The sequence below is a fragment of the Azotobacter tropicalis genome, assembly GCF_059739045.1.
The window spans coordinates 263,633-276,938 of record NZ_AP046059.1 but is presented as its reverse complement, the minus strand read 5'-3'; the positions used below and the strand labels follow the sequence as shown (position 1 = coordinate 276,938).

At 61.6% G+C, this 13,306-nt stretch carries 10 protein-coding genes and 3 pseudogenes; 4 read left to right on the top strand and 9 right to left on the bottom strand.

What is annotated here, in order from left to right:
• Positions 1 to 26 precede the first annotated feature (26 nt).
• The 5 genes and pseudogenes from Atro_RS01330 to Atro_RS01310 all read right to left on the bottom strand — a co-directional run bounded on the left by Atro_RS01330 (position 27) and on the right by Atro_RS01310 (position 6,927).
• On the bottom strand, positions 27 to 2,597 hold the full coding sequence (locus Atro_RS01330; RefSeq protein ID WP_497926105.1) for a GH32 C-terminal domain-containing protein: 2,571 nt from the start codon (positions 2,595 to 2,597) through the stop codon (positions 27 to 29).
• A gap of 1,018 nt (positions 2,598 to 3,615) precedes the next feature.
• Positions 3,616 to 4,671 carry an aldo/keto reductase gene (locus Atro_RS01325; RefSeq protein WP_497926104.1) on the bottom strand — a complete coding sequence of 352 codons (1,056 nt, stop codon included), beginning with the start codon at positions 4,669 to 4,671 and terminating at the stop codon, positions 3,616 to 3,618.
• Positions 4,672 to 4,735: 64 nt separating this feature from the next.
• Positions 4,736 to 5,377 (bottom strand): cysteine hydrolase family protein, encoded by a 642-nt coding sequence (locus tag Atro_RS01320; protein ID WP_497926103.1) that lies wholly within the window; start codon positions 5,375 to 5,377, stop codon positions 4,736 to 4,738.
• Between the two features lie 73 nt (positions 5,378 to 5,450).
• A pseudogene (locus Atro_RS01315) lies at positions 5,451 to 6,028 on the bottom strand (cysteine hydrolase family protein).
• Between the two features lie 74 nt (positions 6,029 to 6,102).
• Positions 6,103 to 6,927 (bottom strand): alpha/beta fold hydrolase, encoded by an 825-nt coding sequence (locus Atro_RS01310; RefSeq protein ID WP_497926102.1) that lies wholly within the window; start codon positions 6,925 to 6,927, stop codon positions 6,103 to 6,105.
• Between the two features lie 160 nt (positions 6,928 to 7,087).
• On the opposite strand from Atro_RS01310, the gene Atro_RS01305 reads away from it, so the two are divergent.
• Complete coding sequence (locus tag Atro_RS01305) at positions 7,088 to 7,636, top strand: helix-turn-helix domain-containing protein (protein WP_497926101.1); 549 nt, start codon at positions 7,088 to 7,090, stop codon at positions 7,634 to 7,636.
• On the opposite strand, the gene Atro_RS01300 is transcribed toward Atro_RS01305, so the two are convergent.
• On the bottom strand, positions 7,626 to 8,600 hold the full coding sequence (locus Atro_RS01300) for a helix-turn-helix domain-containing protein (protein WP_497926100.1): 975 nt from the start codon (positions 8,598 to 8,600) through the stop codon (positions 7,626 to 7,628). The two genes, Atro_RS01305 and Atro_RS01300, sit on opposite strands and share 11 nt — an antisense overlap.
• 658 nt (positions 8,601 to 9,258) lie before the next feature.
• On the opposite strand from Atro_RS01300, the gene Atro_RS01295 reads away from it, so the two are divergent.
• Both Atro_RS01295 and Atro_RS01290 read left to right on the top strand, forming a co-directional pair.
• Positions 9,259 to 9,534: a type II toxin-antitoxin system TacA family antitoxin gene (locus tag Atro_RS01295; RefSeq protein ID WP_497926099.1), complete on the top strand. Its 276-nt coding sequence runs from the start codon at positions 9,259 to 9,261 to the stop codon at positions 9,532 to 9,534.
• Positions 9,534 to 10,052, top strand: a complete 519-nt coding sequence (locus Atro_RS01290) for a GNAT family N-acetyltransferase (RefSeq protein ID WP_497926098.1) — start codon at positions 9,534 to 9,536, stop codon at positions 10,050 to 10,052. Before Atro_RS01295 ends, Atro_RS01290 begins: the two co-directional genes overlap by 1 nt.
• Before the next feature lie 53 nt (positions 10,053 to 10,105).
• On the opposite strand, the pseudogene Atro_RS01285 reads toward Atro_RS01290, so the two are convergent.
• Positions 10,106 to 10,495 (bottom strand): annotated as a pseudogene (locus tag Atro_RS01285) (endonuclease); the annotation flags it as partial.
• A gap of 68 nt (positions 10,496 to 10,563) precedes the next feature.
• Between Atro_RS01285 and Atro_RS01280 the strand changes: the two are divergent.
• A protein-coding gene (locus Atro_RS01280; protein WP_497926097.1) for an IS3 family transposase occupies positions 10,564 to 11,720 on the top strand; the annotation gives its coding sequence in 2 pieces (ribosomal slippage) (positions 10,564 to 10,822 and positions 10,822 to 11,720; 1,158 coding nt in all).
• A 9-nt stretch (positions 11,721 to 11,729) separates the two neighbouring features.
• Here the strand turns inward: Atro_RS01280 and Atro_RS01275 are convergent.
• A protein-coding gene (locus Atro_RS01275) for an IS5 family transposase (protein WP_497926096.1) occupies positions 11,730 to 12,531 on the bottom strand; the annotation gives its coding sequence in 2 pieces (ribosomal slippage) (positions 11,730 to 12,198 and positions 12,197 to 12,531; 804 coding nt in all).
• A gap of 55 nt (positions 12,532 to 12,586) precedes the next feature.
• Positions 12,587 to 13,272: pseudogene (locus Atro_RS01270) on the bottom strand (transposase); the annotation flags it as partial.
• Positions 13,273 to 13,306: the final 34 nt, after the last annotated feature.

Below are 13,306 nucleotides of genomic sequence, written 5' to 3'. Positions count from 1 at the left end.
CGCTCGAGTGTGTTGCCGCCGCTGCTCTACTGCGTCCAGCTCGAACTCAGTGGCCGGACCTGCAACGAGTCGAGCATCGCGCTGCCTCCCTCGGAGAAGAGCTGCACGCCATCGCTCGTCGCACTCGGGAAGATCTGCTCGGTGATGACAGTCTGCCCCTGGTCACCAAAGACCTCCACCGACGACCAGTCGACGAGCACATGCAGCCGAACCTTGCCGTCGCGTGCAGCCAGGGGCGCCCGCTGGACGCCGGGGAAGTCAGTGCTGAAGCCATCCTCTCCGGAGCGCGTCCGGTCGACGTAGATTTCGCCGGCTTCGGCGTCGTAACCGATGAGGGTTTCCTCGCCATTGCCGCTACGAACCTTCAGACCGACCCGCTTCGCGTCGCCGGGAAGCAGGTCGGCCTTGATTTCGAACGCCTTGCCCTGCAGCGGAAGCGTGGTCGTGCCGGACGGAATCTGCTGTTGGCTGAACGTCTGCCAATCTTCTCCCAGCAGATCAAGTTCCCGCACGGGCTGCTGAACCAGCCGGAGAGCGCCATCGATGGTGCGCAAGGCAAACTCGCGCGGAATACTCATTGCGCCGCGCCAGGGGCTCGTCGGCGTCAATTGGCCGTAATTCCAGTTGTTCATCCAGCCGATCACGAGGCGGCGCGCATCGGGCACGTTGTTGAAGGTGATCGCGGCATAGAAATCCTTACCGTAATCCACCCAACTGCTGCGCTGCAGGAGCGACAGCGCGGGCTCATCCGCAAACATGAAGTGATCGGCGAGAATGTAACCCCAGCCGCCCGTGTTCTTGTCCCTGAGCTGGATCTGGGCGGTTTGGCCGATAAGGTTCCGGACGTGCCATGCGGCCCAGTCCAGCGTAGTGCTGTTGGGGCCCGTCGTCGTTCGGACCACTTCGCCATCAATGAGCAGGTTGACCGTGGTCTCCGTGGAGCGCGGCAAGGCCGGCTCGTCGGAGAACATGAAGTGGTCCGCGTTGATGTGTCCCCAGCCGCCGGTGTTGCTGTCGACGATCTCGATGCGCGCCGTCTTGCCGCTGAGCTCGGAGACGTCCCAGTGGGTCCAGTTGAGGGCCTCGCTGTCCTGACCGGTGGCCGTGCGCACCACCTCGCCATCGACGACCAGGTTGACCGCTGTCGGGGGATTGTTGGCAGTGCCGGGATAAGGATGGGCGCCACCGCCAACCAGAAAATTGATGTAGTCGCTCATAATGGTGAAGCCGGGCGAGACAATAGTGCCGGTTCCATTGTCATGGTCGATGAAGGTGTTGACCAGCTGACGCCCCTCGTAGCCGCTGACGGTCTGCTGACCATCAAGTGTGCCGGCCGCCGGCGCGCTACCGGCGAAGGTGCCGGTGGCGGTCCAACCGCTGCCGTAAGTGTTGCCCTCGAAGTCGGCGAATACCGAGCCGGCAGGTACCGCCTGGTCCGAGATCGTGGGATCGTGCGGATGCTTGCCTCCACCGACAAGGAAGTTGAGGTAAGGGCTTTCAATGGTAAAGGGGGGCGATGTCAGGGTTCCCGTTCCCAGATCCGCGTCATGGTAACTGTTGACCAAGCCGCCACCGAGATATCCGCTCACCTCGCCCTGCGGCGGAATTGTGCCGGAGGTCGGGCCCGAGCCGAAGGCGGTACCGGTCGTGGTCCACTCACCGTAGTCGTGCTCCTCGAAGCCCTGGTAAAGCTCGCCGGCAGGCGGCATATAGTCGCCGAGGACGTTGTCTGCCCGGAAGGTCGTGCCATCGAAGTCGCCGACGAAGTACTGCATGCCGGAGCCGCCCGTGATGCTGCCGGGATTGAGGCTGACCAGGAGCACCCATTTGATCCGACTGGAATCGTCATCGACGGGAAGCGGAAAGAGGTCGGGGCACTCCCAAGCTCCTCCCGTGGCGTTGGCAGGGCCGAAGTCGCTCATGTGCGTCCAGTTCTTCAAATCGGGCGAGCTGTAGAGCTTGACCTTGTGCTCCAGCGCCGAGACCACGGCCATGACCCACTTCTGCCCCGGCGCGTACCAGAATACCTTCGGATCGCGGAATTCTGCCGAGCCGATATCGAGCACGGGATTGCCATCGTAGCGGCTCCAGGTACGACCGCGGTCGGTGCTGTAGGCAAGTGACTGCGCCTGCGATCCCGGCCGCGCACTGGTGTAGATGGCGACCATCGGCGGAGTGCGGCGGCTCCCGAAACCGCTGGTGTTGTGCTTGTCGACCACCACGCTGCCGGAAAAGACCATTTCGTCGCCCTGTTCGGAAATGGCCACCGGCAAATGCTCCCAATGCATCAAATCCGGGCTGACGGCGTGCCCCCAGGACATATGCCCCCAAGTGTCGCCGAACGGGTTGTACTGGTAAAACAGGTGATATTCGCCCTCGTGGTAGACCAGTCCGTTCGGATCGTTCATCCAGTTCTCGGCAGGACTGAAGTGGAACTGGGGCCGGTACAGTTCCTGATAGGTGCCATTGCCCGACGCCCCGGCGGCATCCTGCATGGCGAGGCTGGCTGCGAAAATCGCCAGCGTAAGGAGCGGTATGGTCGAACGTCGGCAGACCAGATCACCACGCCCCCGACTTGCATGCTTGTTATTGTTCATTTTTCAGCCTTCCCTAGCTTGAATTTTTCAGGCGGCCAGGCATATACGGGCTCACTATGCACAAGCCTTTACAACAAAAGCGCGGAGCGTTGAGTTATTTATTTGAATTATTCCCAGTGCATTACAACTTCGACTCGACTGAGAATATATCCTCCCAAAACAAATCCCAGGAAAACTGCTTACTCACTTGTAAATGTGCACTCGCGACCTGCAACGCAGCACATGACTTTCAGCGGATACAAAAGTCGCTCTTTCTCTATCATGCAAAGAGTATCCGCTTTTATTTGGGCGATATCGCCCCAGCCAAGCTCCTGCCTGCACGACCGGCACTGATGTATCCCTGATAGTCCACTTGGAGAAATAGTTGCCGTCAGCGGTCTCCATCGGCAAATACATTATTAAGGCAAAGCGGCACACTTTAGCTGACTTATTGAATCAGCTTCTCTATAGACAGACTGCTTAACCTTCCTCACTGAGGCCACTGATCGAGCCTCGATCAAAACCTATCTGACTCCAAAACTTTTCCGCCATATCGAAGAAGCTTCCTATCCCTGCTTCGCAGCAGCCTAGGAAAATAATTTTCGAGGAATTCTATTATCCTTATGAGTCTTGGCAATCGATGTCTCTAAAAATGATGGCACCTCTAATAAATCCCATACCTCAAATCATAGAAGAAACGTTTCAGCAACGACAACTCCTCCTATAAAATTATTTTTACGAACGCAATGTAAGATGGTTCTTAAATTGTTATTGGATAAGTACTTAGGCCAAATACTGCTCATGATCAACCTCGGCCTCAAGGACGTTGCCACCTGCAGCGATGGCACGAAACTGGAGAGCGGCCGGTTCTAATGACGTGTGCCCCGATGCCTGGACGTCTCGTCGCGTGAGTGCCTCATCCTCGCGCAGTCATGTTTTCGCTCGGCTGTACATCAGCAATGTGACAATAGCCAATGGCCATGCTTGCTCCTTGCCGGGATCGACGGATGAGCGGTGGATGGATGACGGGCAAGGGGAGTCAGGCGACGGGAATGGATGGTAGCCGGAAGTCCGGATGGTGGCCCAGGACAGCCGACAGCTGCCCGGCGATCTGCTCGTGGGGTGTTCCCGGCGCGACGGCGCTGGCGGCCTCCAGGCGGGCGAGCTGTTCCGCGCTCGGGGCGAGCTGCAGCGCGCCGAGGGTTGCGTCGAGCTGCTCGCGAGTGCGCGGCCCGAGGATGGGGATCAGGCTGGTGCTCGAGCGGACCGCCCGCTCGCGCAGCCAGGCGATGGCCACCTGGGTCGGCGAGGCTTCCAGTTCCGTGGCCACCGCCTGCAGGGCATCGAGGATCGCCGTCTCGCGCGGCGAGTTCTCGGTGCGCACCAGGGTGCCGAGGCCGCTCAGGCGACCTTCCGTCGTGCCCGCGCGGTACTTGCCGGTCAGCAGCCCGCCGCCGAGCGGCGACCAGAGCGCCGCGCCCAGGCCCAGCGCCTCGGCCATCGGCAGCAGTTCGCGTTCGGCGCTGCGCTCGGCCAGGCTGTACTCGAACTGGATGCCGGCCAGCGGCGCCCAGCCACGCAGCTCGGCCAGCAGGTCCGCGCGGGCGATGCGCCAGGCAGGAAAGTTGGACAGGCCGGCGTGAAGAATCTTGCCGGCACGCACTAGGTCGTCGAAGGCACGGAGGATTTCCTCCAGCGGCGTCACGCCGTCGGCGGTGTGCGCCCAGTAGAGGTCGAGGTAGTCGGTGCCGAGCCGCTTCAGGCTATCCTCCAGCGAGCGCACCATGTTCTTGCGACCGTTGCCGGTGCGCGAGACGCCGCCGTTAGGCGAGGCGCCCAGGCCGTATTTGCTGGCGATGACGAAGTGCTCGCGGTCGCCGGCGATGAACTCGCCGAGCAGCGTCTCCGCCTGGCCGAACTGGTAGATGTCGGCGGTGTCGATGAAGTTGCCGCCGGCCTCCACGTAGCCGTCGAACACCCGCCGCGCCTCGTCGCGCTCGGTGCCGTAGCCCCAGCCCGTGCCGAAGTTGCCGGTGCCCAGCGCCAGCTCGGAAACGCGCAGGCCGGTGTTCCGGCCGAAGGTCATGTAACGCATGCAACTCTCTCCCTGATTGTCGGCACACCGGGGCGCGCCTGCATTTATATTGCGATCATAATTTTTAAAACCGGGACGCTGAATCCTGGTGCAATGCAGCAAGAAGCTCGGAAGTGCTGACAATCGCGTGAGCGTAGGTCGGTCCGTTGATCTCATGGGCGGCGTGCATGGCTTCGGCGCTGAATGCCGCCGTGGCATCGCGAACCAGGGTCACGTGATAGCCCAGCTCCGCCGCGAACTTGCCGGTGGACTCGATACAGGTGTTGGCCAGCATCCCAACCACCATAACCTTCTCGATGCCATGCTGCTTTAGCTGGAAATCGAGGTCGGTATTGGCGAAGCCGCTTGCGCCCCAGTGCTCATGGACCACGATATCGCCCGGTTGGGGCTGAAAGTCCGGATGCCACTCTCCGCCCCAGCTGTCGACCGCGAACACCTGTGCATGACTCGCATTCAGCTGGTAGGGGCTCGGATGCTTCCAGCTCTGCAAGTCGTTGGACCGGGCCCGGTGGTGCGGCACATAGAAAATCTGGATGCCGGCCCGGCGCATGGCGTCGACCACCGCGCGCAGGTTGGCCAGAGTACCCACGGCATCGGCGACCGGTTTGGCCAGGCCGTTCAGCTTGCCGCCATCGCTGAGAAAGTCGTTATAGGGGTCGACGAGCAGCAAGGCTGTGTCGTCGCTGGAGTAGATGCTTGCGGTCATTACGCGCTCCTGCAAGTAGGGTAAGGGACAGCAGCCTCTGGATTCGTCCTTGGCACTTTGATGACCATCGGAATCAAATCAGCGGATGTGACGTCCCGCATGTCTTCAGATAGTCGGCGGTGGACACGACCGAGGCATAGCCGAAGGCGAGCGCAGCCATGAAGGCGGCATGCACCTGGGCCGCCGGGACTTTCACACGATTGAACTCCAGGTCGAGCGTGGCGCAGGCGTCATGCAGCACTGTGGTCCGGTATCCGAAGTCGACCGCCGCACGGGTAATGCCATCCACGCACATATGGCTCATGTTGCCGACCACCACCACTTCATCGATGCCATGGCGGTCGAGCACTGCCTTGAGGTCGGTCTCGCGGAAGGAGTTGATATGGTGCTTCAGCACCACGTGCTCGCCCGGGCGGTTGAGCACACCGCGATGGATCTGCGCACCTTCGGACCCGGGCCGGAAGAACGGCGCATCGTCGCCGGGAAATTCATGGCGTATGTACACCACCAGGTCCCCACTTTCACGGAAGGCGTCGATCATCAGGGCCGCCTTGCCGGCAGCCTCCTCGACATGGCTGAGCGTCCATCTGCCACCGGGAAATAGTCGTTTTGGATGTCGACGACGATCAGTGCCTTCCTGCTGGCGTTCATGCTACTCATGACCTTCTCCTGCTGCTGAGGGGCCGATGGACAAGGCTATCGGCACGAATGGAGGGCAGGGATATTCAACCCTGCAGGAACGCCAGCATGTCGGCGTTGAGCTTTTCCTTGTGCGTCTCGGTGATGCCGTGCGGCGCACCCGGGTAGATCACCAGTTTGGCATGACTGACCAGTTTCGCTGCGGCCCGGGCGGCCACATCCACCGGCACGATCTGATCGTCGTCGCCATGCAAAATCAGAGTCGGGATGTCGAACTTCTTTAGATCTTCGGTGAAATCGGTTTCCGAAAATGCCCTGATGCAGTCGTAGGCATTCTTGTGCCCGGCCATCATGCCCTGCAGCCAGAACGCATCGATCACGCCTTGGGAAGGCTTGGCGCCCGGCCGGTTGTAGCCGAAGAAGGGGCCACTGGCGACATCCTTGTAGAGCTGCGAACGGTCGGCAAGAGAGGCGGCACGCATCTCGTCGAATACCGCAATGGGCAGCCCGCCGGGATTGGCCTCGGTCCTCACCATCAGCGGCGGCACGGCGGAAATCAGCCCCGCCCTGGCGACACGTCGGGCTCCATGGCGACCGATGTAGCGGGCCACTTCGCCGCCGCCGGTGGAAAAGCCGAACAGCGAGGCATCCTCGACGTCCAGGGTGTCGAGGAGTTGCGCCAAGTCGTCGGCGTAGGTGTCCATCTCGTTGCCGTTCCAGGGTTGACTCGAGCGTCCGTGCCCGCGCCGGTCGTGGGCGATCACGCGATAGCCGTTGGAGGCCAGGAAAAACATCTGGGACTCCCAGCTATCGGCGTTCAGTGGCCAGCCATGACTGAGGACGACCACAGGACCCGATCCCCAGTCCTTGTAATAGATCTGCGTGCCGTCGCGAGTGGTGATGGTACTCATGATCTTTCTCTCTCCATTGCGTGGTTGAGGCGCGGGAGTGGGAACGGCTGTTTCATTTACCCTCCAGAGCGCCGATTGACGATGCAGCGGATAGCGAGTTGTGGGGGATTCTTGCGAAGACTGCTGCCCAGCGGCTACGTAAAATCGGCAAGCGAACGTCATGGTCCGGGCTGGGCACCGGGCGGTTCAAACGTCCCGTATGCCTCTGGTCGATCATCTCTTCTCTTTGCCTGTTTTACGTAGTGCGCCAGGCGGCGCTTGGCGCAGCCTGAGGCCTATACCAACACTCCCGATCAAGGACATGACCAAGGCTAGGGTTCCGTTACCTCGAACCAGGCTTGCCCCATCCCGCATGGGCAGACGCCGCACCTCGCGGGAAGCGATCATTGGCAAGGTGCTCGAGCTGCTTCCAGACAGGGAAGGCAAACCCTTACGACTGGCTGACCTGTGCAAGGCGACAGGCGTCAGCGAGCGGACATTGCGTTCGGCTTTCAGTGAGGCTTTTGGCATGGGACCTAGCCGCTACTTGAGGCTGCGTCGCTTGCACCTGCTACGAGCCGCGCTCGCCGTTGCCGACCACCGGCACGACACTGTGATGGCGATAGCCATGCGCTTTGGCTATTCGGATTGTGGTCGCATGGCCTCGGAGTACTATGCCCTCTTCGGCGAGTACCCCAGTGCGACGCTTCTTCGCAGTGTCAACGGATAATGGAATGGAGGGAAAGGGCGCCAGCCGTCTGCAGCCGGCCATGCAGCGATTGCGAGGGGAGTTCTCCGAAGTAGGTTCTGTAATGGCCGGCGAAGCGGCCGAAATCCCATACCCCGTATTGCGCACAGATGTCGGTGATCGTGTCCCCGGGCCTCGCCTGAAGGATTGCGCCACGTATCGCGTGCAGCCTGTGCATCATCAGGTAGCGATGCGGACTCATCCCGAGACAACGGTTGAAGACATTGCGCAGCGTACGTTCCGATGCGCCGGTCGCGACACACAAGTCTTCCATATGGACCGGGGCCTCCTTGATCGACGCCAGCAACTCCAGAGCCTTGCGCAGAATCTGCTGGTGATCCAGGCGAGCGCGCGGTGTCCGGCCTGGCGTTGCAAGCGGGAGCAGCGTGCGGAACACCCGGTCCATCAACTCCGTCCGGGCGGCGTGCTCGGCGGCAGGGTTGTGCAAGTCCTCCGGCGCCTGCTGATCGATGCGAAACAGGCGGCGTGCGAGCCAGATGAGTGGCGCGATATCCCTCTGGGCGACATTGACCAGGTTGCGCGACAGTATTGAGGGATCGAACTCGTCCTCGTGCATATTCGCCCAGCGCAGCACCAGTTCGCATGACATGGCCACCGTCATCCAGGTCGCCGGTTGGCTGGCATCGATGTGGAACATCGCATCGGGAACCATCCAGGCCAGCAGGCGGCGATCGAAGCGATGCCCGTCCACCACGGTGCATTCGTGTCGATTCAGCGGCAGAAAGATATTGAAGAAGCCGGGAAGACCGACGCCGCTGTAGACGGTCCCGGCACCCTCCCGGCCGAACATCAGGGCAACCCCGTTCAGTTCTACGACCCGCAGCCGCCAGTCGCGCTGCTGCCGTGAACGCAATACATAACGTCCCTGCACGCCATACAGCGCTTCTTCGAACTCGTCGAAGTCCGCACAGACAAGTCGGCTCATTGGCACTCTCCTGAAGAAAAAGCGCTCATCTTTCTTTGGCCGAAGTTCGAAAGCGCGCCTCAGGCATAGAAGATCATGTGGGAAAAGCGGTGCTCAAGGACAAACGAAAGATCAGGCGGTGTTCCGTCCTGTTCGCAAATACCTACTCAAGTGCGACACAAGTCGCGATAGGTACAGCTGCTGGCACAAGCCTCGGAAGAGCTGGTGATGCCGCGCCTTGGCGAACCGGTCGAGCCGGCCCGGATCGCGGCGGTAGAGCCGTGGTGGCGTGGAGGGACCGAGGGCGATTGGCAAGACGCTGCGCCGCAGGAGACCGGGCTGCTGGCGCTTTCCGTCAAGGACTAGCCGCATCGACCTGCAACACGGCCCCAAGGCGTTTCCCGGCCAGAGCCTTGGGATTTTCCGGCTGGCAGGTAGCATGGCCGGCAACCACCCTTGCAGCACATGCCCGAGGCCAGACACATGCCCTTCAGCCACAAACAAATAGGAGCCGGCGATCCGCTCGCAGGCCAGAATCCTCAAACTCATCGCCTTCGCCGGCACCGAAACCGGACGCGCCGCTGGTCTTCCTGTAGACGAAGTATTCCCCACCAGACTCTGGTTATGTACGACATTTGTGATAACGTGACGTACAAAGTCGACTAGGAGATTCGCAACCATGGCAAGTACCATCCGTTCCGCTCGCCTGGGGTTGCGCGCCACGCCGCAGCAGGAAGCGGTGCTGCGCCGCGCGGCCGAGGTGGCCAACAAATCGATGACCGATTTCATCCTCGACAGTGCCTGTCAAGCCGCCGAGCAGACCTTGCTCGATCAACGCCTGTTTCTGTTATCCGGGAGCCAGTCCCAAGCTTTGCTGGATATGCTGGACCGGCCCGCCCAGGACAATCCTGGCCTGAAGGATTTGTTCTCGCGATCGGCACCTTGGGACAAGTGATGCCGCTGACCTCGCCCCAGGCACTGGATGCCAACCACTCACTGGAGGGGTTCGATTGCGGCAAGCCGAGCCTGGATGATTGGCTGATGCGCCATGCCCGACAGGCGCAGGCCAGCGGCTCGGCCAAGACCTACGTGGTCGCTGACGGCGTGCGCGTCACGGGTTACTACAGCCTCACCGTAGGGCAGATCGATACCCTGGAAGCTCCTGATCGTGTCCGCCGGGGCATGGGGGGCTACCCCATACCCGTTGTCATCCTGGCGCGGATGGCCGTGCCCCGACAGGATCAAGGGCGCGGCATTGGCGTAGGCATGCTGCAGGACGCGATCCGGCGTACCCTCACCATCGCCGATCAGGCCGGCGTTCGAGCGCTGCTGACGCATCCGATCGACGAGGAAGCCTCACGCTTCTACCTGCGCTTTGGCTTTGAAGCGTCTCCTGCTCGTGAACAGCAATTGCTGTTGCTGCTCAAGGACGCGCGTCGGCTGCTTGTTCCGCCGGCGTTACCCAGGGGATAAGCCTCCCCTCACATCAATATCATGCAGGCCCGGATCGGCCCGCACTCCAGGATCTATCGACAGTTCCCTGCCTTGCGGAACCCGGCAGCCTCGGCATCCGCCGCCGAGTCGAACGAAACACGATTTTTCTCCTGCACTTGCTCGTAGCTCGGGCAGCCGACCGGCAGGTGGTAGACCTTGCTGGCGCTGTTGCCGATCACCGGGGCGCCGTTGCCCTGCTCGGCAACCTGCACTGGCGGCTCTACCGGCCGGCCGGCGGGCGGGCGTGGCCGTGCCCTGCCCTGCCCGGCCAGACCTCCCCGGCTCGGCTTGTGCCCCAGCGTCCAGGTGCGCTCGCCCGTCACGAACGGGTTGTGGTGGCCCATGATCTGCGCAATCCGCCGATCCCTCTCACGCTCCCAGGCGCTGGCCGGGTACATGCGGTTCCAGGCCATGAACAACTGAACTACAACTGAACTTGCCCAGCCTCAGTGGGCACCCCGTTAAGCGATACACTGCAACGAGGTGATCCATGGCAAGGCAAGCAAGCCCGATGAAACCAACCCGTATCCGCCACTCCCAAGCCTACAAGGACGAAGCGCTGGCCTTGGCCGAACGGATTGGCGTCAGCAAAGCGGCCGAACAGCTTGGGCTGCACCCCTCCCAGCTCTATGGCTGGCGGAGCAGGAAACAGCAGGCCCAGACCAGCAGCGAGCGCGAGCAGTTGTTGGCCGACGAAAACGCCCGCCTCAAACGGCTGTTGGCCGAACAGTCCGCGGAGTTGGCCATCGTAAAAAAAGCCGCCGCGTACTTTGCCGGGAGCCTCAAGTGAAGTACGCCTTCATGCAAGCCCATACTCGGCAGTTTCCACTGAAGGTCATGTGCCGTGTGCTGGGCATTGCCCGCAGCGGCTACTACGCCTGGTGTTCGCGCAAGCTCTCGAAGCACCGCCAGCAACAGATTCAACTGGACCGCCTGGTAGCTCAGGCCTACCACAAGCGGAAGGGGCGCAGCGGGGCTCCGCGGTTATGCCTCGACCTGAAGGCGTCGGGCCTGCCCTGCAATCGCAAGACCGTGGCTGCTTCGATGCGGCGCCAGGGACTGCGGGCCAGGGCTGCCAGGAAGTTCAAGGCCACCACGAATTCCAGGCACTCACTACCGGTGGCGGACAACCTGCTCCGGCAGGACTTCACGGCAGCGGCGCCAAACCGGAAGTGGGTAGGCGACATGACGTACCTGCACACGGAAGAAGGCTGGTTGTATCTGGCGGTGATCATCGACCTGTACTCGCGCAGGGTGATCGGCTGGGCCATGGGCGAGCGCATGACGGCCGAGCTGGTCTGCGATGCCCTGCGCATGGCCCTGTGGCGGCGCAAGCAGCCTCAAGGCGTGATCGTGCATACGGATCGAGGCAGCCAGTCCTGTTCGGCGGCCTATCGGGAACTGCTTCGTGCCCATCGGCTGCGTGGCAGCATGAGCGCGAAGGGCAATGGCTACGACAACGCCTGTGCCGAAAGCTTCTTTCACAGTCTGAAGGTCGAGTGCATCCCTGGGGAACGCTTCGGTACGCATGCCCAGATGCGTCAAACCGTGTTCGAATACATCGAAGCCGACTACAACCGCCAACGTCGTCATAGCACACTGGGATACATCAGTCCGGAAGCCTTCGAGGCCTGGATGAGTGCTTAAGAGCCGCTATCAAAACCTCGCTAATTGTCTGATGCAAATTACGCAACACCCCAGACATAACAAGGCCAGATGAATATCCAGCCGCCGTTCGAAGCGCGTTCGTAGCTTGCCCATGGCCGCCAGCCAGGCGTGGGTCCGCTCGACGACCCACCGGTGCCGACCGAGCCGTTCCTTGCTCTCGATACCTTTGCGCGCAATGCGGGACTGGATGCCCCGTTGGCGCAGGTGCTCGCGACAGCGTCGGCAGTCGTAAGCCTTATCAGCATGCAGCTTGGTCGGCCAGCGTAGCGGCCGGCCGCGCTTGCCCCGGATGGCAGGCAGGGCATCGACCAGTGACTCGAACACGATGGAGTCATGGCGGTTGGCTCCGGTGACACACAGCGCCAGCGGAGTACCGCTCCTGTCAGGGATCAGGTGGCGTTTGCTGCCGAGTTTGCCTCGATCTGTCGGGTTGGGGCCTGTTTCCGAACCCCCGGGGGCTGGCGACGCAGGCACCATCAATACTGGCTCGGCTCAGGTCGAGCTTGTCCGCCTGTCGCAGCTCGTTCAGCAGCCATTGATGCAACTGCTGCCAGACGCCAGCCTCCTGCCAGTCCCGCAACCTGCGCCAGCAGGTCATGCCACTGCCACAGCCCATCTCCTGGGGCAGGTCTTCCCAGGGAATGCCCGTGCTCAGTACGAACACGATGCCGTTGAGAGCGCGCCGATCATCTAACCGTGGCCGCCCGCCCTTGGGAGATCGTTTCACTGCAGGCAGCAGTGGCTGGATGCGCGACCAGAGCTCTTCGCTGATTTGAATTCGATGCTTCATGCCCGGATTGTCTCACTCCGGGCCGGAGCTAAGGATGGTTTTGTTAGCCGCTCTAAATGTAGAGCGCCTGATAGATGGCTTCGTGCGAGATCCGCATGGAGACATCCTCCGGAAAGTCGATTGGCAACCGACGGCTGATCTGCTCAAGGCTCCACGCCGGTCTGCCCGGCGACCATGGCGACGTCCCTTCCACGGCACGTCGGGTCCACGGACCAGCTGGCCCCGGGCAGCCCGGATAGTACCGACGAGCCGCTCCTGAACATAGGCTCGTAGCTACTCGTTGCCGGCGAGTTTGGCCTCCTTGGGGCGCGTGGCTGCTTTCTCGGATTTCCACTGGGCAACCGTGGCTCGATACAGCAACGTACCGCCATAAGTTGCGGCATTACGGCGTAGCTCGCGCGAGACCGTCGATGGCAATCGCCCCAGCTGCCGGGCAATTTCACGAACCCCGCACTGCTGGGCTTTCAACAGTGCAATTTCCTCTCGCTCGGTAAACGACAGGTAACGTCCCGAATGCGGACCCAAGCTGCCCGGTGGCACTCCCCCCGCTTCGCGAAACCAACGGGTACCCACAGGCTGCGACACGCTACTCGCCAGTGCTGCGTCCTCACTCGACAATCCTGCAGCAATATGGTCCCAAAACGCCTGCCGGGCTTCTCGTTGATTGACGCTCGGCCGACCTGGCGACCGCATCGATAATCGCCCTGTCCGCTCTGTTGCCCAACCTCGTGGTCGTCCCATCCAACACTTCCAATCTGGAGGTGTTGCAACGACT

What these genes read in the sequence shown, in the direction of transcription:
- Atro_RS01330 (WP_497926105.1), bottom strand. Translation starts at nt 2,597, where the DNA reads ATGAACAATAACAAGCATGCAAGTCGGGGGCGTGGTGATCTGGTCTGC.
- Atro_RS01325 (WP_497926104.1), bottom strand. Translation starts at nt 4,671, where the DNA reads ATGCGTTACATGACCTTCGGCCGGAACACCGGCCTGCGCGTTTCCGAG.
- Atro_RS01320 (WP_497926103.1), bottom strand. Translation starts at nt 5,377, where the DNA reads ATGACCGCAAGCATCTACTCCAGCGACGACACAGCCTTGCTGCTCGTC.
- Atro_RS01310 (WP_497926102.1), bottom strand. Translation starts at nt 6,927, where the DNA reads ATGAGTACCATCACCACTCGCGACGGCACGCAGATCTATTACAAGGAC.
- Atro_RS01305 (WP_497926101.1), top strand. Translation starts at nt 7,088, where the DNA reads ATGGTCCGGGCTGGGCACCGGGCGGTTCAAACGTCCCGTATGCCTCTG.
- Atro_RS01300 (WP_497926100.1), bottom strand. Translation starts at nt 8,600, where the DNA reads ATGAGCCGACTTGTCTGTGCGGACTTCGACGAGTTCGAAGAAGCGCTG.
- Atro_RS01295 (WP_497926099.1), top strand. Translation starts at nt 9,259, where the DNA reads ATGGCAAGTACCATCCGTTCCGCTCGCCTGGGGTTGCGCGCCACGCCG.
- Atro_RS01290 (WP_497926098.1), top strand. Translation starts at nt 9,534, where the DNA reads ATGCCGCTGACCTCGCCCCAGGCACTGGATGCCAACCACTCACTGGAG.